The sequence below is a fragment of the Serratia surfactantfaciens genome (genome assembly GCF_001642805.2).
GTDB lineage: Bacteria > Pseudomonadota > Gammaproteobacteria > Enterobacterales > Enterobacteriaceae > Serratia > Serratia surfactantfaciens.
The window spans coordinates 4,126,404-4,144,695 of record NZ_CP016948.1 but is presented as its reverse complement, the minus strand read 5'-3'; the positions used below and the strand labels follow the sequence as shown (position 1 = coordinate 4,144,695).

Annotated in this window: 18 protein-coding genes; 10 read left to right on the top strand and 8 right to left on the bottom strand. The window is 60.1% G+C overall.

Going from position 1 to position 18,292, the window contains the following annotated elements:
- Positions 1-7: 7 nt before the first annotated feature.
- From ATE40_RS19480 to ATE40_RS19450, 7 genes are all read right to left on the bottom strand, one after another.
- A complete protein-coding gene (locus ATE40_RS19480; protein WP_019455155.1) occupies positions 8-487 on the bottom strand; it encodes a type II toxin-antitoxin system VapC family toxin in 480 nt (159 codons plus the stop codon).
- Complete coding sequence (locus tag ATE40_RS19475) at positions 484-747, bottom strand: FitA-like ribbon-helix-helix domain-containing protein (RefSeq protein WP_004930730.1); 264 nt, start codon at positions 745-747, stop codon at positions 484-486. The genes ATE40_RS19480 and ATE40_RS19475 overlap by 4 nt, the downstream gene beginning before the upstream one ends.
- Before the next feature lie 126 nt (positions 748-873).
- Positions 874-2,493, bottom strand: coding sequence for a phosphoenolpyruvate carboxykinase (ATP) (gene pckA, locus ATE40_RS19470; protein WP_025159902.1), 1,620 nt, complete (start codon positions 2,491-2,493; stop codon positions 874-876).
- Between the two features lie 194 nt (positions 2,494-2,687).
- Positions 2,688-3,566 carry an Hsp33 family molecular chaperone HslO gene (gene hslO, locus ATE40_RS19465; RefSeq protein WP_015379307.1) on the bottom strand — a complete coding sequence of 293 codons (879 nt, stop codon included), beginning with the start codon at positions 3,564-3,566 and terminating at the stop codon, positions 2,688-2,690.
- A gap of 25 nt (positions 3,567-3,591) precedes the next feature.
- Positions 3,592-3,999, bottom strand: a complete 408-nt coding sequence (hslR, locus tag ATE40_RS19460; protein ID WP_025304547.1) for a ribosome-associated heat shock protein Hsp15 — start codon at positions 3,997-3,999, stop codon at positions 3,592-3,594.
- Positions 3,996-4,676: a GMP/IMP nucleotidase gene (gene yrfG / locus ATE40_RS19455; RefSeq protein WP_019456170.1), complete on the bottom strand. Its 681-nt coding sequence runs from the start codon at positions 4,674-4,676 to the stop codon at positions 3,996-3,998. Before yrfG ends, hslR begins: the two co-directional genes overlap by 4 nt.
- 98 nt (positions 4,677-4,774) lie before the next feature.
- On the bottom strand, positions 4,775-6,910 hold the full coding sequence (locus ATE40_RS19450) for an intracellular growth attenuator family protein (RefSeq protein WP_063918393.1): 2,136 nt from the start codon (positions 6,908-6,910) through the stop codon (positions 4,775-4,777).
- 446 nt (positions 6,911-7,356) lie between these two features.
- On the opposite strand from ATE40_RS19450, the gene nudE reads away from it, so the two are divergent.
- Entirely contained in the window at positions 7,357-7,911 is a 555-nt protein-coding gene (gene nudE / locus ATE40_RS19445) for an ADP compounds hydrolase NudE (protein WP_015379304.1), read from the top strand.
- A gap of 51 nt (positions 7,912-7,962) precedes the next feature.
- On the opposite strand, the gene mrcA is transcribed toward nudE, so the two are convergent.
- Positions 7,963-10,521, bottom strand: a complete 2,559-nt coding sequence (gene mrcA, locus ATE40_RS19440) for a peptidoglycan glycosyltransferase/peptidoglycan DD-transpeptidase MrcA (protein WP_025159904.1) — start codon at positions 10,519-10,521, stop codon at positions 7,963-7,965.
- A gap of 121 nt (positions 10,522-10,642) precedes the next feature.
- Between mrcA and pilM the strand changes: the two genes are divergently transcribed.
- From pilM to dam, 9 genes are all read left to right on the top strand, one after another.
- Entirely contained in the window at positions 10,643-11,476 is an 834-nt protein-coding gene (gene pilM, locus ATE40_RS19435; protein ID WP_019456167.1) for a type IV pilus biogenesis protein PilM, read from the top strand.
- On the top strand, positions 11,476-12,015 hold the full coding sequence (locus tag ATE40_RS19430) for a PilN domain-containing protein (protein ID WP_063918394.1): 540 nt from the start codon (positions 11,476-11,478) through the stop codon (positions 12,013-12,015). Before pilM ends, ATE40_RS19430 begins: the two co-directional genes overlap by 1 nt.
- Complete coding sequence (locus ATE40_RS19425) at positions 12,008-12,508, top strand: hypothetical protein (protein WP_063918395.1); 501 nt, start codon at positions 12,008-12,010, stop codon at positions 12,506-12,508. Before ATE40_RS19430 ends, ATE40_RS19425 begins: the two co-directional genes overlap by 8 nt.
- Entirely contained in the window at positions 12,501-12,860 is a 360-nt protein-coding gene (locus ATE40_RS19420) for a HofP DNA utilization family protein (protein WP_063918425.1), read from the top strand. Before ATE40_RS19425 ends, ATE40_RS19420 begins: the two co-directional genes overlap by 8 nt.
- Positions 12,857-14,101: a DNA uptake porin HofQ gene (gene hofQ / locus ATE40_RS19415; RefSeq protein WP_080062275.1), complete on the top strand. Its 1,245-nt coding sequence runs from the start codon at positions 12,857-12,859 to the stop codon at positions 14,099-14,101. The genes ATE40_RS19420 and hofQ overlap by 4 nt, the downstream gene beginning before the upstream one ends.
- Before the next feature lie 349 nt (positions 14,102-14,450).
- Positions 14,451-14,972, top strand: a complete 522-nt coding sequence (aroK, locus tag ATE40_RS19410) for a shikimate kinase AroK (protein WP_004391482.1) — start codon at positions 14,451-14,453, stop codon at positions 14,970-14,972.
- Positions 14,973-15,078: 106 nt separating this feature from the next.
- The gene (aroB, locus tag ATE40_RS19405; protein ID WP_019456162.1) at positions 15,079-16,179 is read left to right on the top strand and encodes a 3-dehydroquinate synthase; all 1,101 of its coding nucleotides are present in this window, start codon (positions 15,079-15,081) and stop codon (positions 16,177-16,179) included.
- 156 nt (positions 16,180-16,335) lie between these two features.
- Entirely contained in the window at positions 16,336-17,346 is a 1,011-nt protein-coding gene (locus ATE40_RS19400) for an SPOR domain-containing protein (RefSeq protein WP_063918396.1), read from the top strand.
- Between the two features lie 84 nt (positions 17,347-17,430).
- Positions 17,431-18,243 (top strand): adenine-specific DNA-methyltransferase, encoded by an 813-nt coding sequence (gene dam, locus ATE40_RS19395; protein ID WP_004930319.1) that lies wholly within the window; start codon positions 17,431-17,433, stop codon positions 18,241-18,243.
- The last annotated feature ends 49 nt before the right edge of the window (positions 18,244-18,292 follow it).

Below are 18,292 nucleotides of genomic sequence, written 5' to 3'. Positions count from 1 at the left end.
GGCCCCGTCAGGACTTCCTGCTCATCACGTAATATTCCGCCGCATCCTCATGCAACCGACGGCCGGTCGGCGCCTGCCACGGATCGATGAGCTCGATGCCGCAGTGGAGGAAGGCTTTGGTATTGCGGGTGGCCAGGACGGCACCGTAATGCAGGCAGGTGGCGGCGATTTGGGTATCCGGCATGCTCATCGCTTTACCCAGAAGCCGATTCCTTGCCGTCAATTCCGCGTATTGCATCGCGCACAGCCCATCAAACGGCAATATCTGCCCCTCGAACTTCAATTCAATCGCGTCCGCCAATTTGAGCTTGAGATCCCGCTGGCGCTTGCCGTCAGGCATGCAGGCGACGCCGCTGAACAGTTCGGCCAGGACAATGGCGCTCAGATAGAGCTTGTCATTGTCCTTTTCATTTAACCAGTTAATGACGTTGTAGTACGGACTGGGGCGCAGCGTTTCTGAAATGACGTTGGTGTCGAGAATAATCATGCGTTGTCATCTTCATCGTCAAAGGTGACGATGCGCGGTGGCACGGCGTCACGCGGTGGGATCTCCAGCTCGACGCCACCGAACTCTGCGAAGTGCTGATGCATCCAGGTACCCAATCCATAGCGTGGCGGCTTTTTCACCAGCGCCTGCTTCAGGATCATGCGCGCTTCCTCTTCCATGGAATGGCCGTTTTTCGCCGCTGAAATACGCAGCAGTTCTTTGATTTCGTCGTCCAGATTTCTGACGGTGATAGTAGCCATTGAAACCTCCTTTGCTATCAATGATTGCATTGACTTATTTTCTCGTCTCGCTGGTTAAAAAGCAATCACGAAAAATGAAAAAAGGCGCGGGATCCGCGCCTTAGCTGAAGAGGTAATGCTACCGAATTACAGCTTCGGGCCGGCGCTGACCAGCGCGGCGCCTGCAGGCGTATCGGTGTATTTGTCGAAGTTGGTGATGAAACGCTCGGCCAGATCCTGCGCTTTTTCCTGCCACTGCTCGAGGCTGGCGTAGGTATTGCGCGGATCGAGGATCTCCGGATTCACGCCAGGCAGCGCGGTCGGCATCGCCAGATCGAAGATCGGCAGGGTTACGGTTTCCGCCTTGTCGATCTCACCGCTCAGGATGGCGTCGATGATGCCACGCGTGTCTTTGATTGAGATGCGCTTGCCGGTGCCGTTCCAGCCGGTGTTGACCAGGTAAGCCTGGGCGCCGGCGGCCTGCATGCGTTTCACCAGCACTTCGGCGTACTGCGTCGGGTGCAGCGACAGGAACGCGGCGCCGAAGCAGGCGGAGAAGGTTGGCGTCGGCTCGGTCACGCCGCGCTCGGTGCCGGCCAGCTTGGCGGTGAAGCCGGACAGGAAGTGGTACTGCGTCTGGTTGGCGGTCAGGCGCGATACCGGCGGCAGCACGCCGAAGGCGTCGGCGGTCAGGAAGATCACCTTGGTGGCGTGACCTGCCTTGGACACCGGTTTGACGATGTTCTGGATATGGTAGATCGGGTAAGAAACGCGGGTGTTCTCGGTTTTCGAACCGTCGTTGAAGTCGATAGTGCCATCGGCCAGCACGGTGACGTTTTCCAGCAGCGCGTCGCGCTTGATGGCGTGATAGATATCCGGCTCGGCTTCTTCAGACAGTTTGATGGTCTTGGCGTAGCAGCCGCCTTCGAAGTTGAACACGCCATCGTCGTCCCAGCCGTGTTCGTCATCGCCGATCAGCTGGCGTTTAGGATCGGTGGAGAGGGTGGTCTTGCCGGTACCGGACAGGCCGAAGAACACCGCTACGTCGCCTTTCTCGCCCACGTTGGCCGAGCAGTGCATCGAGGCGATGCCTTTCAGCGGCAGCAGGTAGTTCATCATCGAGAACATGCCTTTCTTCATTTCGCCGCCGTACCAGGTGCCGCCGATCAGCTGCATGCGCTCGGTCAGGTTGAAGGCGACGAAGTTCTCCGAGTTCAGGCCTTGCTGCTGCCAGTTCGGGTTGGTGCATTTGGCGCCGTTCATCACCACGAAGTCCGGTTCGAAGTCAGCCAGCTCTTCGTCGCTTGGGCGGATGAACATGTTTTTCACGAAGTGCGCCTGCCAGGCCACCTCGGTGATGAAGCGCACTTTCAGGCGCGAGTCGGCGTTGGCGCCGCAGAAGGTATCCACCACGAACAGGCGCTTGCCGGACAATTGCTCAGTGACCAGGTGTTTCAGATCGGCCCACACTTCCGGGCTGAGGGGTTTGTTGTCGTTTTTGCCTTTGCCCTGATCGGCCCACCACACGGTATCGCGGGTGATGTCGTCGCGGACGATGTATTTGTCTTTCGGCGAACGACCGGTGAAGATGCCGGTATCGACGGAGACGGCACCCAGCTTGGTGACTACCCCACGCTCAAAACCTTCCAGAGATGGGTCTGTTTCTTCCTTAAACAGCAGTTCATAGCTCGGGTTGTGAACGATTTCGCTAACGTCGTGAATGCCGTAAGCGGCCAGATCCTGAGGGGTTATACCTTTAACGCGCATGTTACTACTCCTTGGTCACAGAATTTCTGGCGGCAATTGTAGGGATCTAACGGTGCGTAACCGCGATGGGTATCAAATATTTAACGTTTTAGGCGGTATTTCGTTACGATCTGAGAGATAGCACACGGAAAAAAGCAAACGTGCAAACGGCGGGCGTTGGCGGGCGCCGGGCGCGCCCGCCGGGAGGGTATAACTTAGTGCAACTGATCGCTTTCGCCGGTGTTACCCGCATACAACGCGGCAACATCAACCGGGTCAAAGACATAGTGGCTGCCGCAATAGTCGCAGTGCATGTCGATATTGCCGTCCTGCTCCAGCATGTCCGCCACTTCGTCGGTCGGCAGGGTCAGCAGCGCGTCGGCGCAACGCTGGCGTGAACAGGTGCAACGGAACTGCACGTCCTGCGGTTCGTACAGGGTGACTTCTTCCTGGTGGTACAGACGGTACAGCACCTCGTTGGCCGGCAGGCCGAACAGCTCTTCGCTTTTGACCGTGTTGGTCAGTTGCACCAGGTGATCGAAATCATCGAGGTTGCCGTCCTGCGCTGGCAGCACCTGCAGCAGCATACCGGCCGCCGCGGCGTTGCCTTCCGCTTCGCCGGTGCGGATGAACAGGCGGGTTGGCAGCTGCTCAGACTGACGGAAGTAGGCTTCCAGGCATTCGGCCAGGGTTTCGCCTTCCAGGCCGACCACGCCCTGATAGCGCTCGCCTTCCGTCGGGGAAATGGTGATGACCATGACGCCGTTGCCGATCATCTGATGCAAGGTGCTGTCGTCGGCGATAGGCGCCTGGGTGCGCGCAACGCCGCGCATCTCCTGACGGTTGTTGCCGTTGATCACCGCCAGCTTCAGCGGGCCGTCGCCTTGCAGCTGAACGGTAATGTCGCCGTCGAACTTCAGGGTGGCGGTCAACAGACTGGTGGCGACCAGCAGCTCGCCCAGCAGTTTTTGTACCGGCGCCGGGTAGTCGTGGTTATTCAGGATCTGCTGATAGGTTTCGCTGACGGTAACCAGCTCGCCGCGCACCGCGTAGTTTTCAAACAGGTAACGGTGCAATTGGTCATGGTTGGACATAATCTTCTCTCATTGCGGTGAGGGGTTATTCCGGCTCACCAAATTTAAATTTCATCAGGTCGCGCCGCTCCTTTTTGTCCGGACGGCGGTCCGGATGCGGCATGGTCAACGCGTTCATCTTGCGCGCCAGCGCCATTTTTTCGCGGTTGGCGATGCTGGCTTCGGTTTCCTGATACATTTGCTGCGCCTCGTTGGCGCCGCGGCGTTGGCTGGTCAGCGCCAGCACGATCACCGTACGTTCTTCGTTGCCCTGCCGCAGCTTGAGCTCGGCGTTGAGTTCGACAATCTTGCTCGGCTTGCCGCGCTGGCCGTTGTAATGCACCTTGCCGCCGTCGATCATTTCGCGCGCCAGTGCGCGGGTCTTATAGAAGCGTGCGGCCCACAGCCACTTATCCAGTCGGACCGCGTCGTCGCGCGTCGCTTTTTCCTTCATGCTTCCCCCTTGGCCAGCGCCGGTATCAGCAGGCGATAGTCGCGCATCGACGGATGGCGCTGGAAGCTTTTCTCCGCCGTGCTGGAGTCCGGGTTTTGCACGCCCAGGCAGTAACGAATGCCGAAAGTGCGCGCCGCGTCCAGGATCGGCTCGCCGTCGTCGACAAACAGCGTGCGCTGCGGATTGAATCCGGTGTGCTGCTGCACCGCCTGCCACAGACGCTGATCTTCTTTCGGATAACCAAATGTGTGGGTGGAAAACAATAAATCAAGGTGCCGATCGAGACCGGTATGCTCGATTTTGACCGCCAGGCTGTGCGGATGGGCGTTGGTCAACAGAATGGTTTGCAGGCCGGCGTCGCGCAGCGCCCGTAAAAACGGCTCGGTGTCTTCGCGCAGCCGGGCGCGGCTGCCTACTTCGCTGGTCATGCGGTAGATGTCCAGATCCAACCGCTCGCTCCAATAATCGAAGCAGTACCAGTTCATAGTGTGCTGCACCGCCTGATATTCCCGCTGAATGATATCACGGGCTTCGTCGAACGGAATGGCGCGCCTCTCGCTCAGCGCCTGCGGCACCAGGCTGAGCCAAAAGTGGCTGTCGAACTCCAGATCCAGCAAGGTGCCGTCCATATCCAGCAGCACGGTATCGATCTGCGGCCAGTCAAACTCAGGGACCATAAAAACTCCACGGGCGGACCGACGGACGGTCCGCAGATGAGAATAATAGCGTTAGCGTAGCATAAGCAGATGACAGGGCGGAGGCCCCGGCGTCAGGTTCAGGCCATCGGCCGCATCGACATCGGATTGAGCTGCGGGTTGAAGCAGCTGTCGTAGTAGCGCTGAATATCGGCGACGCGGTGCTGGTTGATGCGCCGGCGCTGCACCAGCCGCCAAGCGTTATAACCCAGGCTGACGACCACCGCCAGCAACAGCAGGCTGGTGCCGAGGTAGCGCCACAGGGTGATCATGTCCGGTTCGCTGTGCAGCGCCACGTGGCGAGTGCCGTTGGCATCAACGCTGAGGCTGGTGATAACGCCCTGCGCCTGGAACGGGGTGTGCAGCAGCAGATTGGAAAGGCGTTGCAGCTCGTTCCACTGGTCGAGGGCGTTGTATTCGCTCTGCGGCGTCTGCGGCTGCGGGTGACTGACCAACTGACGGCCTTCGTCGCTGCTGATCAGGAAACCGCCCGGCGGCGGGCTGTTGAGCGCCGCGGCGGCCAGCCGCGTTTCATTGAAGATGAACGATGACGTGGCCACCTTGGTCAAACTGTCCAGCGATTCGGCGCTTACCGGGCGCAGCAGGACGTTGACGCCCTGCAGCGCACCAGACTTGGCGCGTTTCACCAGGCCGTTCCAGTTTTTGGCGTTACCCAGATTGACCAGCGCGTTTTTCAGCCGCACGCAGTCGCTTTCAGCCTGGCACAGATCCTGCGTTTTCAGCACGATATCGGAGAAGTCGTCCAACAGGATCATGCCGGATTTCTCGATGGCGCTGGCCAGTTGCGGGTTGACCTTCTGATCGGCGCCGCTTGGATGCAGCTGGCTGTTGACCGTGGCCAACAGGGCCGTCGCTTTGTCGATGACTTCCGATTCCGGCGGCGGCAGTGGAGCGGCGTTGTTCCAGTAGATGCCGGAGCAGTCGAACGGCGCAAAGTTGACGGCGCCGCCACCGTTGGCCGGCGGCGGCACATAGCACATGCCGCTGCCGCGCACCTTCAGCGTATCGCCGATGCGCAGCGGCGTGGCTTCCAGCGCTTGCACGCTGGTCACTTCCACTTTTTGCGCGCCTTGCAGCCAGGCCATGCTGAGGGTCAATGGCAGGTTGAGCGGGATATAGACCAGCAGCAGCAGCAGCACCAGCGCCGAACTGGCGACCAGCACCGCATTGCGCCCCCACTGCTGAAGCGGGAAATTCTTCACTTCGTCATGCAGCGAGAGGAAGCGCCCCTGGCGCACCACCTGCCGATTGAGGTAGACATCCACATCGGTGGTTTTGCCCAGGTCCTGCGTCAGGTAAGGCTGCCAATGCTGCGGATAGATAAGATCGATAATGCCGAGCGAAATATTGCTGATCTGCCCTTGGCCGGATTCACCGAACAGGCCCCAGCGCTTTGGCGTGCCGCGCAGGCAGTGGATCTCTTTCAGTTCGCGTGGCGCCGGGCGGCGGAACAGGTTCCAGCAGCCCCAGGCGATCATCAGCACCGCCACGAAGATCATCCAAGGGATCACCAGCACCGGGCTGATCAGGCTAAAGAACAGCAACAACAGCGCGGCGGAGATGATGACGGCTTCACGGATGCCGTTCGGCCGATTCAGCGCATGCTCTTCCGGCGTTTCTTTGCGAATGTTCACCAGCTCGACATGTTCGCTCTCCTCCTTGCGGATAGAGGCGTTTTTAGTCGGTGCGGCGGTCACTACCGGCGGCTGCGGCCGATCGTGGATATGATCTTTCAGCGAGTGTCCGTTGAGCGAAATCACCAGCGGCAACGTCTGGGTCCTGATCACTTCCACATGGTTGTCGGCGGTGATATAGGGTTCCCAAAACGGCGGCAGGTGCACCTCTTCGGCGTCGAGATAGTAGCGCCATTTATTGGGATCGTCGCTGGCCAGGCCGTAGCGGGTGATGGCGTGCGTCACGGGATATACGCTATCGCTTTGCGGCGTGAGCGCCAGTTTTGCGTTGGGCTGCATCGCGCTGCCGCCGGGCAACAGTTTGTTGCTCAGCTTGTTTTGCTGATTGAGATAGAACTCGACTGCGGCACGCTCTTCGTCGGTCAGCTTGCGATGGGCGGGTTTGATAAACGGCAACGTGTGCGTCAGCGCCGACGGGTGGCGGGCCTTGAACCATAGATACAGGCCGGCGGCGATCAGGCAGACAAGCACTAAGGCCAATATCAACACTATTGTGCTCATGCAATCCCCATCTCACACCCGTGAATTTCGCCAACCTGATGAAAAGCTGAATATTATACGGAGTAAACCGCCAGGAGGCACCCAGAACTAATGAGGGAACAAACAGATTCTCGCTCTGGATCTCATTCCTTCATGACGCAAGGCCATTTTATCACTGATTCTTGCCTGCGTGATACTAGCAGCCGGCCTGTGCCGTCGATATCGGTATTATCCTATTTTCATGCGTGCTGTTTGCTGAATCAGTACGGAAAATCGCCCGCCGCTGGCTACGCTTGTTAAAAGAAAGTAAATTACTGTTCATGCTCGTTGCGGCGAAGCTTGCCCTTAACGCACAATGTGATCAAGATCGAATTTGGTCAGCGTTTGAGCGCCAACGAGCCGTGCGCTACGCCAATCATTATTTCGGTTGCCCCCGTCTGCGCCTGGGTAACCTCTTTGAGGCAATCATGGATAAACACCTGCAAAAACCTAAAATTCTGAAAGTGGAAACGGTCGCGCGTTCGCGTTTGTTTAACGTCGAGTCGGTCGATTTGGAATTCAGCAACGGTGTTCGGCGGGTGTATGAGCGTATGCGGCCTTCGGATCGCGAAGCGGTAATGATCGTGCCGGTGATTGGCGATGACCTGCTGCTGATCCGCGAGTATGCGGTGGGCACTGAATCCTATGAGCTGGGTTTCCCGAAAGGGTTGATCGATCCCGGTGAAGGGGTGCTGGAGGCGGCCAACCGCGAGCTGATGGAAGAGGTGGGATACGGGGCGAAGCGCTTTGACTTCCTCAGCAAGCTGACGATGGCGCCATCCTACTTTTCCAGCAAAATGAATATCGTGCTGGCGCACGATCTCTATCCGCAGAGCCTGGAAGGGGACGAGCCGGAGCCGCTGCCGCAGGTGCGCTGGCCGATCGCCAACATGATGGCGCTGCTGGCAGAACCGGATTTCCGCGAGGCGCGCAACGTCAGCGCGCTGTTCCTCTCCGAGGCATTTCTGCGCGCTTCGCGCTGAGACGCTGCGCGCCGCATAAAAAAAGGGCCAGATTTCTCTGGCCCTTTTCGATCAGAACAGCTCGTGGCTTTCGCCGCCCGGATCGGTCAACGTGGTGCCGGTATCGCGCGATGGGTAGTCCGTCGGCTGCGTTCCTTCGATGAAGTACTCGGAACGGCTGCCGCCGCCACCGCCGGAGAGCTTGCCGCTGCTCTTGTCGATGGTGACGCTGATGATGCCCGGCGGCGGCGTGACTTTCTGCTCCGGGATGCCTTCCAGCGCGGTCTTCATGAAGTCGTCCCATGCCGGTTGGGCGCTCTTGGCCCCGCCTTCACCGCCGGAAATCTGATCCGGGATGGCGCCGGACACCGTCGAACGGCCCAGGTCGCGGCGGTGATCGTCGAAGCCGATCCACACCGACGTCACGGTATCCGGACCATAACCGGAGAACCAGGCGTCTTTGGAGCTGTTGGTGGTGCCGGTTTTGCCGCCGATATCATGACGTTTCAGATCGCGCCCGGCGCGCCAGGCGGTGCCCATCCAACCCGGTTCACCGAAGATGTTGCTGTTCAGCGCATCGTGGATCAGGAACGCCAGCTGTGTGCTGATCACGTGCGGCGCATACTGTTGGTCGCCGTCCTGCTGTACCTGAGCCGGGGTGACCTGCTCCAGCTGCGGCATCGGCACTGTGCTGTTGTTGCCTTCCTGCGAAGTGGCGACGTTTTCGATGTTGTCATCGGACAGTACCGCCGAGCGGCGAGTGTCACCGTAGATAACCGGCAGATTACAGCTGCTGCACACCACTTTCGGCTTGGCTTCGAACACCGTATTGCCGTTATCGTCTTCGATCTTGGTGATGAAGTACGGGTCGACCAGGTAACCGCCGTTCGCCAGCACCGCATAGCCGCGCACCAACTGCATCGGCGTGAAGGAGGCGGAACCCAGCGCCAGCGATTCGGTATGCACGATGTTCTGCGCCGGGAAGCCGAAGCGCTGCAGATATTCCGCCGCGTAGTCGACGCCCATCGCGCGCATCGCGCGCACCATCACCACGTTCTTCGATTGCCCCAGCCCCTGACGCAGGCGGATCGGGCCGTCGTAGGTCGGCGGCGAGTTTTTCGGCCGCCAGTCGGTGCCGGCGCCGGCATCCCAACGGGTGATCGGCAAATCGTTCAGGATGGTGGCCAGCGTCAGGCCTTTATCCATCGCGGCGGTGTACAGGAACGGTTTGATGTTCGAGCCGACCTGACGCAGGGCCTGCGTGACGCGGTTGAACTTGCTCTGGTTGAAGTCGAAGCCGCCGACCAGCGCTTTTACCGCGCCGTCGTTCGGGTTGATGGAGACCAGCGCCGAGTTGACGTCCGGCACCTGCGACAGCCACCAGGCTTCGTTCACTTTACGCACCCACACTTGCTGGCCGGCCTGCACGACGTCGGTGACGCGTTTCGGCGTTGGGCCCTGCTGCGTGTCTGAACGGTATGGCCGCGCCCAGCGCATGGTGGCCATCGGCAAGGCAATGCTGCTGCCGTCGGCCAGCATCGCCGTCGCTTCCTGCGGGTTGGCGGCGGTGATCACCGCCGGCGCCAGCGGGCCGTAGTTCGGCAGGTTTTTCAGCGAATCGATAATCTGTTTGCGATCCCAGGCCGCTTCGCCGACTTTCCACAGCACGTTGGACGGGCCGCGATAGCCGTGGCGCATGTCATAGGCCAGCACGTTGTTGCGCACCGACTCCTGCGCCGCCAGCTGCAGCCGCTTGGTGACGGTGGTGTAAACCTTGTAGCCGTCGGTATAGGCGTTTTCACCGTAGCGCTTGATCATCTCCTGGCGCACCATCTCGGAGAGATAAGGTGCGGAGAAGCTGATTTCCGGCGCATGGTAGTTGGCGACCAAATCTTCGCTACGAGCCTGATCGTACTGCGCCTGCGTGATGTAATGCTCGTCCAGCATGCGCGACAGCACCACATTGCGACGGGCAACGGCGCGATCGTGCGAATAGAGCGGGTTAAAGGTGGACGGCGCTTTCGGCAGACCGGCGATGGTCGCCATTTCGCTCAGGGTGAGCTGGCTGACGTCTTTGCCGAAATAGACCTGCGCGGCGGCGCCCACGCCGTAGGCGCGGTAACCCAGATAGATCTTGTTCAGATACAGCTCAAGGATTTCATCCTTGGTGAGCATCTGCTCGATGCGCACCGCCAGGAAGGCTTCCTTGATTTTACGCATCAGGGTGCGTTCCGGGCTTAAGAAGAAGTTACGCGCCAGCTGTTGGGTAATGGTACTGGCCCCCTGTGAAGCGTGGCCGGAGACCAACGCGATGGAGGCGGCACGGAAGATACCGACCGGATCCACGCCGTGGTGATCATAGAAGCGGCTGTCTTCGGTGGCGATAAACGCGTGCACCATTACCGGCGGAATTTGATCCAGTTTCAGCGGAATGCGGCGCTTCTCGCCGTACTGGGCGATCAGTTCGCCATCGGCGCTGTAGACCTGCATCGGTATCTGCAGCCGCACGTCTTTCAGCGTTGCAACGTCGGGCAGCTGCGGCTCGACATATTTGTACAAGCCGAAAATCGAGGCTGCTCCCAGCACGATGCAACATACTGCAAGGATTAGTAAATACTTTACGAACTTCACCTGAGATTTCCCATTTCTTAGTCATTTGGGCAGTTTATAAACAACCGCGCGGTAGTATAAAGGCAAGCCTGCGACATGGATATGTTCTTTTATCATCTGATGTTATGGAGGCTTGCGAAACATGTTCCCTCAAGCATGGCAGGTGGGGCTGGATATACAAATCGACTGCGTGCGGGCGATGGCGGTTCAGCGTCGCCGCAATGGCTGGCAGTTGCGTCACTGGTGGCAACAGGCGCTGCCGCAGGCGGTTTTACGCGACGGCTGCCTGGCACCTTCAGAATTCCTTACCCGTGCGCTGCGGCAATGGCGCGTTCAACTGCCGCGACATATTTCCTTACGCATTGCCCTGCCGGCGCAGCGAGTGTTGCAGCAGCGCATGGCGCAGCCGGACGCGCGACTGCGCGAGCCGGAGCGCAGCGACTATATCTGCGGCCACGGTTTAAAACAGTTTCCGCTCGATGGCCAGACGCTGGCGCTCGATTATCGCGCCGCGCCGGCGGATGAGGCGGCGTTGTTGTTGACCGCCGCGCGGCGACAGGAGCTGCAGCAGTGGCTGCATTGTCTGCGCCAGGCTGGTCTGCATCCGCAAGCGGTCGATATCACGCCCTGCGCGCTGCGAATGATGGCGACGGCGGCGGGCGTGCCGATCGCTGCGGGGCTGATGCACCGTCTCGAACGAGAATGGCTGTGGGTGGCGCCGGCCGACGGCGCGTTCGCCTTTGGCCTGGCGCCGGGCGACGATGGCGCGCAGGCGTTGCGGGCGCTGCAATCCCAGTCGCCGCCAGGCGACGATCGGCCGATCTATGCCGGCGGCGTGCTGGCGGGATCTCTGCCCGCCGGCTGTCTTTCCTGGTCACCGCTTAGCGCCTTCACGCAGCTGCGTCCGCCGTTGCCTACGCATCCCCCGGCGTTCGCGTTGGCCGGCGGTCTGGCGCTGCGCGAGGAGGACCGCTGATGTATCAGGTCAACTTTCTGCCCTGGCGGCAACGCCGTGACCGACGGCGCGGCTATTTCTGGCTGTGCGTGTTGCTGTTGCAGGTTACGGTGCTGTTGTTGGCGGGATTCCTCGTCGCTGGCCAGCAGCGCCATCAACAGGCGCAGCGGCAAGAGCGGCTGGCGACGTTGGATGAAGAGCTGGCGGCATTGACGCTGCTCGCCCGTCAACAGCAACAAGAGCAGGCTCAGCAGGCGCGGCACCGCGCCCTCGCCGAACGGCAGGCGAACAATGCCCAACATAACCGGCGTTATTTACAGCTGCTGCAACATTTGTCCTCCTGCGTTCCCCCTGCGCTGTGGCTCACGACGTTGGACAGCGATGCGGCGAACGGCCTGCGGCTGCATGGGCTGAGCGGTTCTCCTGCGGCCATCTCGCAGTTCGAACGGCGATTGGCGGAGATGCCCGCGCTGCCGCGGCTGCGTTTGGCGGAGGTGGTGCAGCGCGAAGACGGGCTGTTCTCCTTTCATCTGGCGGCGCCATGGGGGCGTGATGGATAACCGTTTGTCATCCGGGCTGCGCTTCTGGCTGGGCCTGTCGGGTTGGCAGTTGCTGGCCGCGCAATGGCTGGGCATCGGCACGTTGGCGCTGCTGGGCGGCGGCTGGATGCTGCAAGACGAATGGCGCCAGCAGGCAAACGCGACGGAGCGGCAACAACGCTTGCTGCAACAGATCGCCATGGTGCGGAGCCAGCTGGACGAGGCGCCGCAGGCCGTTATCCCCGCTGCGCCAGTTCCTCCACTCCCAACCGGCGATCTGGCGAGCGCGCTGCAACGGGCAGGGGGCGCCTTGCTGCGCTGGCAGCAGCAGGAAAAACCGCTGCGGCAAACGCTGAGCTTGCGCATTGACTACGCTGGTTTACTGACGTTGCTGGAGGCGCTACCGGCCAATTTACGCCTTGTACAACTGCGCGTGGAGACCCCGCCGCAGGGCATGACGGTGCGGTTGGTGCTGCAGGATGCCTCCGAGGAGCGAGCCGATGAGCATGAGTAGAAGACTCGGCCTTGGGTGGTGGCTGCTCTGGCCGTGGGCCTTATGCGCTGAATCGCGCGATCCGTTTGCGCCGCCTTCGCAGCCTGCTTGTGCGCAGACGGCGGCATCGCCGGCAGGTTGGCGGCTGAAGGGCGTCATCGGGCAACCAACGCAGCGCTATGGCTGGGTGGTGACGCCGGCGGGTCAATGGCTGCGCCTGCGGCCGCAGCAGCGGATACTCGCCGAACGCTGGCAGGTAACGCAGGTGCAGGCGCGCAGCCTGACGTTAACGGCGCTGGCGGCCGAACCGGATTGCCCGGCAGGCCACGGCGACGTATCGCTGACGATGGACAGCAAGGATGGCAAATCATGAAAGGACGCGCTGGACTGGGTATGGCGCTGTGGTCTCTGATGCTCGGCGCCGCGCAGGCGCAGGATAAACAGGTTATTTCGCTGGAGTTTCAAGACGCGCCGGTCACGGTCATCCTGCAGGCGCTGGCGGATTATCGGCAGATGAACCTGATCGCCGCGCCCGGTGTGAGCGGCAACCTGACGCTGCGGCTGGAGAATGTGCCCTGGCCGCAGGCACTGGCGCTGACCTTGCGCATGGGCAAACTGGCGATGACGCGTGAGGGCAACGTGATGCTTGTCTCCCCGGAGCCAGACGAGCAGCAAAAAAAACAGCAGCGAGAGGCGCTGGCGCAAAGGCAACCGCTGCACAGTCTGACGCTGACGTTGCAAAACGGCGATGCGGCGGAGATTGCCGAAAGCCTCAACGCCCAACGCGGCGCCTTGCTTAGCGAGCGTGGCAGCGTGCTGGCGGATAAGCGCACCAATACGCTGCTGTTGCGTGACACCACGCCGATGTTGGCACAGTTGAAAAAGCGCGTAACGGAAATGGACGCGCCGTTGGCGCAGGTGCAGCTGGCGGCGCATATCGTGACCATCAACAGCGAAAGCCTGCGTGAACTTGGCGTGCGCTGGGGATTGGCGCCCGACGACAGGCCGGCACAGCCGCTGCGGCCGGGCAATCTCGGCGTCAACCTGCCGCTGGAGCGCAGCGCGGTGAACGCCGGTTTCCACCTGGCGCGCATCAGCGGGCGCTTGCTGAGCCTCGAGTTGACGGCGCTGGAGCAGGAGAATCAGGTGGAGATCATCGCCAGCCCGCGCCTGCTGACGGCGCACCTGCAAACCGCCAGCATCAAACAGGGCACGGAGATCCCTTACGAAGTCTCAAGCGGCGCCAGCGGCGCGACCGCGATCGAGTTCAAAGAGGCGGTGCTGGGCATGGAGGTGACGCCGAAGGTGTTGCCGGACGGGCGCATCACGCTGACGCTGCACATCAGCCAAAATATGCCGGGGCGCGCCATCAGCCGGGGGGCGGGCGAAGCGCTGACCATCGATAAACAGGAGATTAAGACGCAGATCACGGTGAAAAACGGCGAAACCCTGGTGCTCGGCGGCATTTTTCAACGGCATCAAGGCAATACGGCGGACAAGGTGCCGGGGTTGGGAGACGCGCCGCTGCTGGGGGGCTTGTTCCGGCAGAGCGGCGCACAGCAGAAAAAACGCGAGCTGGTGATCTTCATTACGCCGACGTTGATTAAGGGATAAGCGGCTGCCTGTCGGCCGGACGGCAAATCTCCTAAAGTTGATGAGCAGATACACTTTTTTATCCCCTTGGGGGGATCTGCGTTTGACGCTGCGGCCGATTTAGCTTACAAGGGTTACCGAATTGAGCACCGAGGTTTTTTGTTAGCGCCAAGACGCCGTTAAAAACATATGGTTTCCCTCCCGCGGCGTGGATTGCGATTTATTCGGTTGCCAAACTACCAAGAGTGTTGAGATAATTTTTCGTCTGATCTCGCACTATCGCTCATGAGGTTTCAGTTTAGGTCCCGCCGCTGATTTGATTGGCGGGGCGGGTTAACATTAACGAATTGTCTTAGTAATACCGAAAAACATGGCAGAGAAACGCAATATCTTTCTGGTTGGGCCTATGGGTGCCGGCAAAAGCACTATTGGCCGTCAGTTAGCTCAGCAACTCAATATGGAGTTCTTCGACTCCGATCAAGAAATTGAGCGACGTACCGGAGCTGACGTGGGCTGGGTATTCGACGTGGAAGGGGAAGAAGGTTTCCGCGATCGTGAAGAAAAAGTCATTAATGAACTGACGGAAAAACAAGGGATTGTGTTGGCGACCGGCGGCGGTTCGGTGAAGTCGCGCGAAACGCGCAACCGTCTGTCCGCGCGCGGCGTGGTGGTCTATTTGGAAACCACGATCGAGAAGCAGCTGGCTCGCACCCAGCGTGATAAAAAACGCCCGCTGCTGCAGGTCGACTCTCCGCCGCGCGAGGTGTTGGAAGCGTTGGCGAAAGAGCGCAATCCGTTGTATGAAGAGATTGCTGATGTCACCATCCGCACCGACGATCAGAGCGCTAAAGTGGTTGCCAACCAGATCATCAACATGCTGGAAAGCAACTGATTGCCGATTTTCGCGTTCGCCGTCGGCTAATGCGGAAAACTGATTTGTGTTCCCCGCCGCTGCGGGGAGCAACCACCGCCGCACCATACAGAGAACTGAGCGCGACATGGAGAGAATTACTGTAACGCTTGGGGAGCGCAGCTACCCGATTACCATCGCCGCCGGATTGTTTAACGATCCGGCTTCTTTTATGCCGTTAAAGGCGGGTGAGCAAGCGATGTTGGTCACCAACCAGACCCTGGCGCCGCTCTATCTGGAGCGTGTCCGGCAGGTGCTGGAGCAGGGCGGCGTCGTGGTGGATCAGGTGATCCTTCCCGATGGTGAACAGTACAAATCTCTGGCGGTGTTGGAGCAGGTGTTTTCGGCGCTGCTCGAAAAACCGCACGGGCGCGACACCACGTTGATCGCGCTTGGTGGCGGCGTTGTCGGCGATCTGACCGGCTTTGCCGCCGCGTGCTATCAACGCGGCGTGCGCTTTATTCAGGTTCCCACCACGCTGTTGTCGCAGGTGGACTCTTCCGTGGGCGGCAAGACCGCCGTCAACCACCCGCTCGGCAAAAACATGATCGGCGCTTTCTATCAACCCGCTTCGGTGGTGGTTGATCTGGATTGCCTGAAGACATTGCCGGCGCGTGAACTCTCTTCCGGCCTGGCTGAAGTCATCAAATACGGGATCATCCTCGATCGCGAATTCTTCGTCTGGTTGGAAAACAATATCGATGCGCTGATGGCGCTGGATATGCAGGCGTTGGCCTACTGTATTCGCCGCTGCTGCGAACTGAAGGCTGAGGTCGTGGCCGCCGACGAACGCGAAAGCGGTCTGCGCGCCTTGCTGAATCTGGGCCATACTTACGGCCACGCCATCGAAGCCGAAATGGGCTACGGCGTATGGCTGCACGGCGAAGCGGTGGCTGCGGGCATGGTGATGGCGGCGGAAACCGCATATCGTCTCGGCCAGTTCTCCGTTGAAGACATCGAACGCGTCAAAGCGCTGCTGTTGCGCGCCGGCTTGCCGGTCTGCGGGCCGCAGGAAATGACGCCGGCATCCTATCTGCCGCACATGCTGCGCGACAAGAAAGTGCTGGCGGGTGAACTGCGTCTGGTGCTGCCGACCGCGATCGGCGCGGCGGAAGTGCGCGGCGGCATAGGGCATGAGCTGGTGTTGGCGTCGATCGCCGCCTGCCTGCCTGAGCAGAAGCGTAATTAAATCGGACTAAGTAACAGTGGCTTAGCCGCCATTTGCATCTATATTAATACAGTGAGCAGAGCACGACGGGTGTCGCTTTGCCATCATCGGGTTAATCTGCCCGTGCCACGGTAGGTCTACGGTGGTGGGCTTTTGCCTCTAGTTGGAGGGTTTCAGATGGACGAGTTTAAACCGGAAGACGATCTCAGACCTGATAGCAGCGATCGTCGTCCTACGCGTTCGCGCAAGCCGGCCGCTGCGCCGCGCTTCGCCGTTTCGCGCCAGCATTTGATGATTGGCATCGGCATTTTGGTGTTGCTGCTGCTGATTATCGGCATCGGTTCCGCCCTGAAGGCGCCGACCAAACATGAGGCGGCTCAGGAGAGCGGCGCGCAAAACGGCGCGGCCCGCGATATCAACCTGTCCGGTTCTTCGTCGCTGACCACTGCCAATAACGGCGTGCCGGGCGGAACGACAGATACCCACGACAACAGCGGCGTAAGCGCGACTCAGCCGCAGCAACCGCAGAACGTCAGCGTTCCGCCGATCTCCGGCACGCCGACCGAAGCGCAAACTCAGCCTCAGCAGGGCGGTGCGCAGCAGCGCGTCGATTTGCCGGGCAACATGGCGGATGCGCTGTCGCAGCAGCAGGGGCAGGTGGATGCCGCGACCCAGGGCATGACCGGCGCAGCGTCGTCGTTGCCGACCGCACCGGCGACGGTGATGAGCGGCGCCGCGGCGCGCGAAGCGACACGTCCTGTGCAGGGCACCGCGCAGCAGCATAAAACGCCGGCGAAAACCGCCGTGACTAAACCGACCGCTACGCAGCATAAATCACCGACTACGGTGTATACGCCGCCGGCCAAGCCGTCTTCCACCGCGAAAGCGGGGGCGGTCAGCAGCAGCGGCAGTTCTCTGCAGTCTGCGCCGGGCAGCCATTATACCTTGCAGCTGAGCAGCGCTTCGCGCTCCGATACGCTGAACGCCTACGCCAAGCAACAGAAGCTGCAGAATTACCTGGTGTACGCCACCAAGCGCGACGGTAAGCCGTGGTACGTGCTGGTGAGCGGCAACTACGCGTCTTCTGCGGAAGCGAAGCGCGCCATCGCTTCGTTGCCGGCGGATGTGCAGGCGAAAAAACCATGGGTCCGACCTGTACACCAAGTGCAGCAAGATCTTAAAAAATAAATCATTTAAATTTGTGCGCTGATGTGCTGTCTGAAACAGAGTACAATCCGCCGCTCTGAATTGTATAAGTAGCTAATTGACGGCATGAAGAAAAACCGCGCTTTTTTAAAATGGGCTGGTGGAAAATACCCGCTGGTAGATGAGATTCGTCGCCATCTGCCGGCGGGAGACTGCTTAATCGAGCCCTTCGTGGGTGCGGGATCCGTCTTTCTGAATACGGATTACGACGCCTACATTCTCGCCGACATCAATAGCGATCTTATCAACCTGTATAACATCGTTAAGCTGCGCACGGATGACTTCGTGCGCGATGCCCGCACGCTTTTCGCCGATGAATTCAATAACTCGGATCAGTTTTACCTGCTGCGAGAAGAGTTCAATACTAGCACCGAGCCTTACCGCCGGGCGCTGCTGTTCCTGTATCTGAACCGTCACTGCTATAACGGCCTGTGCCGCTATAACCTGCGCGGCGAGTTCAACGTGCCGTTTGGCCGCTACAAGAAACCGTACTTCCCGGAAGAAGAGCTCTACTGGTTTGCCGAAAAATCGCGCAATGCCACTTTTGTCTGCGAGCATTACCGCGATACCATGGCGAAGGCCGTGGCCGGCGCCGTGGTGTATTGTGATCCGCCTTACGCGCCGCTGTCGGCGACGGCGAATTTCACCGCTTACCACACCAACAGCTTCAGCATCGCCGATCAGCAGAGCCTGGCGCATCTGGCGCACCAGCTCTCGGTAGAGAGCCAGGTGCCGGTATTGATCTCCAATCACGATACCGAGCTGACGCGCGACTGGTATCAGCATGCTGCGCTGTATGTGGTGAAAGCGCGCCGCACGATCAGCCGCAATATTCTCGGCCGCAGCAAAGTGAACGAGCTTTTGGCGCTGTATCGCTAAGCCGGGGGCACCCCGGCGCATAACAACTCGACCCTACGTTTGGAGAAGC

What these genes read in the sequence shown, in the direction of transcription:
- ATE40_RS19450 (WP_063918393.1), bottom strand. Translation starts at nt 6,910, where the DNA reads ATGAGCACAATAGTGTTGATATTGGCCTTAGTGCTTGTCTGCCTGATC.
- ATE40_RS19475 (WP_004930730.1), bottom strand. Translation starts at nt 747, where the DNA reads ATGGCTACTATCACCGTCAGAAATCTGGACGACGAAATCAAAGAACTG.
- dam (WP_004930319.1), top strand. Translation starts at nt 17,431, where the DNA reads ATGAAGAAAAACCGCGCTTTTTTAAAATGGGCTGGTGGAAAATACCCG.
- hofQ (WP_080062275.1), top strand. Translation starts at nt 12,857, where the DNA reads ATGAAAGGACGCGCTGGACTGGGTATGGCGCTGTGGTCTCTGATGCTC.
- aroB (WP_019456162.1), top strand. Translation starts at nt 15,079, where the DNA reads ATGGAGAGAATTACTGTAACGCTTGGGGAGCGCAGCTACCCGATTACC.
- hslR (WP_025304547.1), bottom strand. Translation starts at nt 3,999, where the DNA reads ATGAAGGAAAAAGCGACGCGCGACGACGCGGTCCGACTGGATAAGTGG.
- nudE (WP_015379304.1), top strand. Translation starts at nt 7,357, where the DNA reads ATGGATAAACACCTGCAAAAACCTAAAATTCTGAAAGTGGAAACGGTC.
- yrfG (WP_019456170.1), bottom strand. Translation starts at nt 4,676, where the DNA reads ATGGTCCCTGAGTTTGACTGGCCGCAGATCGATACCGTGCTGCTGGAT.
- pilM (WP_019456167.1), top strand. Translation starts at nt 10,643, where the DNA reads ATGTTCCCTCAAGCATGGCAGGTGGGGCTGGATATACAAATCGACTGC.
- ATE40_RS19430 (WP_063918394.1), top strand. Translation starts at nt 11,476, where the DNA reads ATGTATCAGGTCAACTTTCTGCCCTGGCGGCAACGCCGTGACCGACGG.
- hslO (WP_015379307.1), bottom strand. Translation starts at nt 3,566, where the DNA reads ATGTCCAACCATGACCAATTGCACCGTTACCTGTTTGAAAACTACGCG.
- ATE40_RS19400 (WP_063918396.1), top strand. Translation starts at nt 16,336, where the DNA reads ATGGACGAGTTTAAACCGGAAGACGATCTCAGACCTGATAGCAGCGAT.
- pckA (WP_025159902.1), bottom strand. Translation starts at nt 2,493, where the DNA reads ATGCGCGTTAAAGGTATAACCCCTCAGGATCTGGCCGCTTACGGCATT.
- ATE40_RS19420 (WP_063918425.1), top strand. Translation starts at nt 12,501, where the DNA reads ATGAGTAGAAGACTCGGCCTTGGGTGGTGGCTGCTCTGGCCGTGGGCC.
- aroK (WP_004391482.1), top strand. Translation starts at nt 14,451, where the DNA reads ATGGCAGAGAAACGCAATATCTTTCTGGTTGGGCCTATGGGTGCCGGC.
- ATE40_RS19480 (WP_019455155.1), bottom strand. Translation starts at nt 487, where the DNA reads ATGATTATTCTCGACACCAACGTCATTTCAGAAACGCTGCGCCCCAGT.
- ATE40_RS19425 (WP_063918395.1), top strand. Translation starts at nt 12,008, where the DNA reads ATGGATAACCGTTTGTCATCCGGGCTGCGCTTCTGGCTGGGCCTGTCG.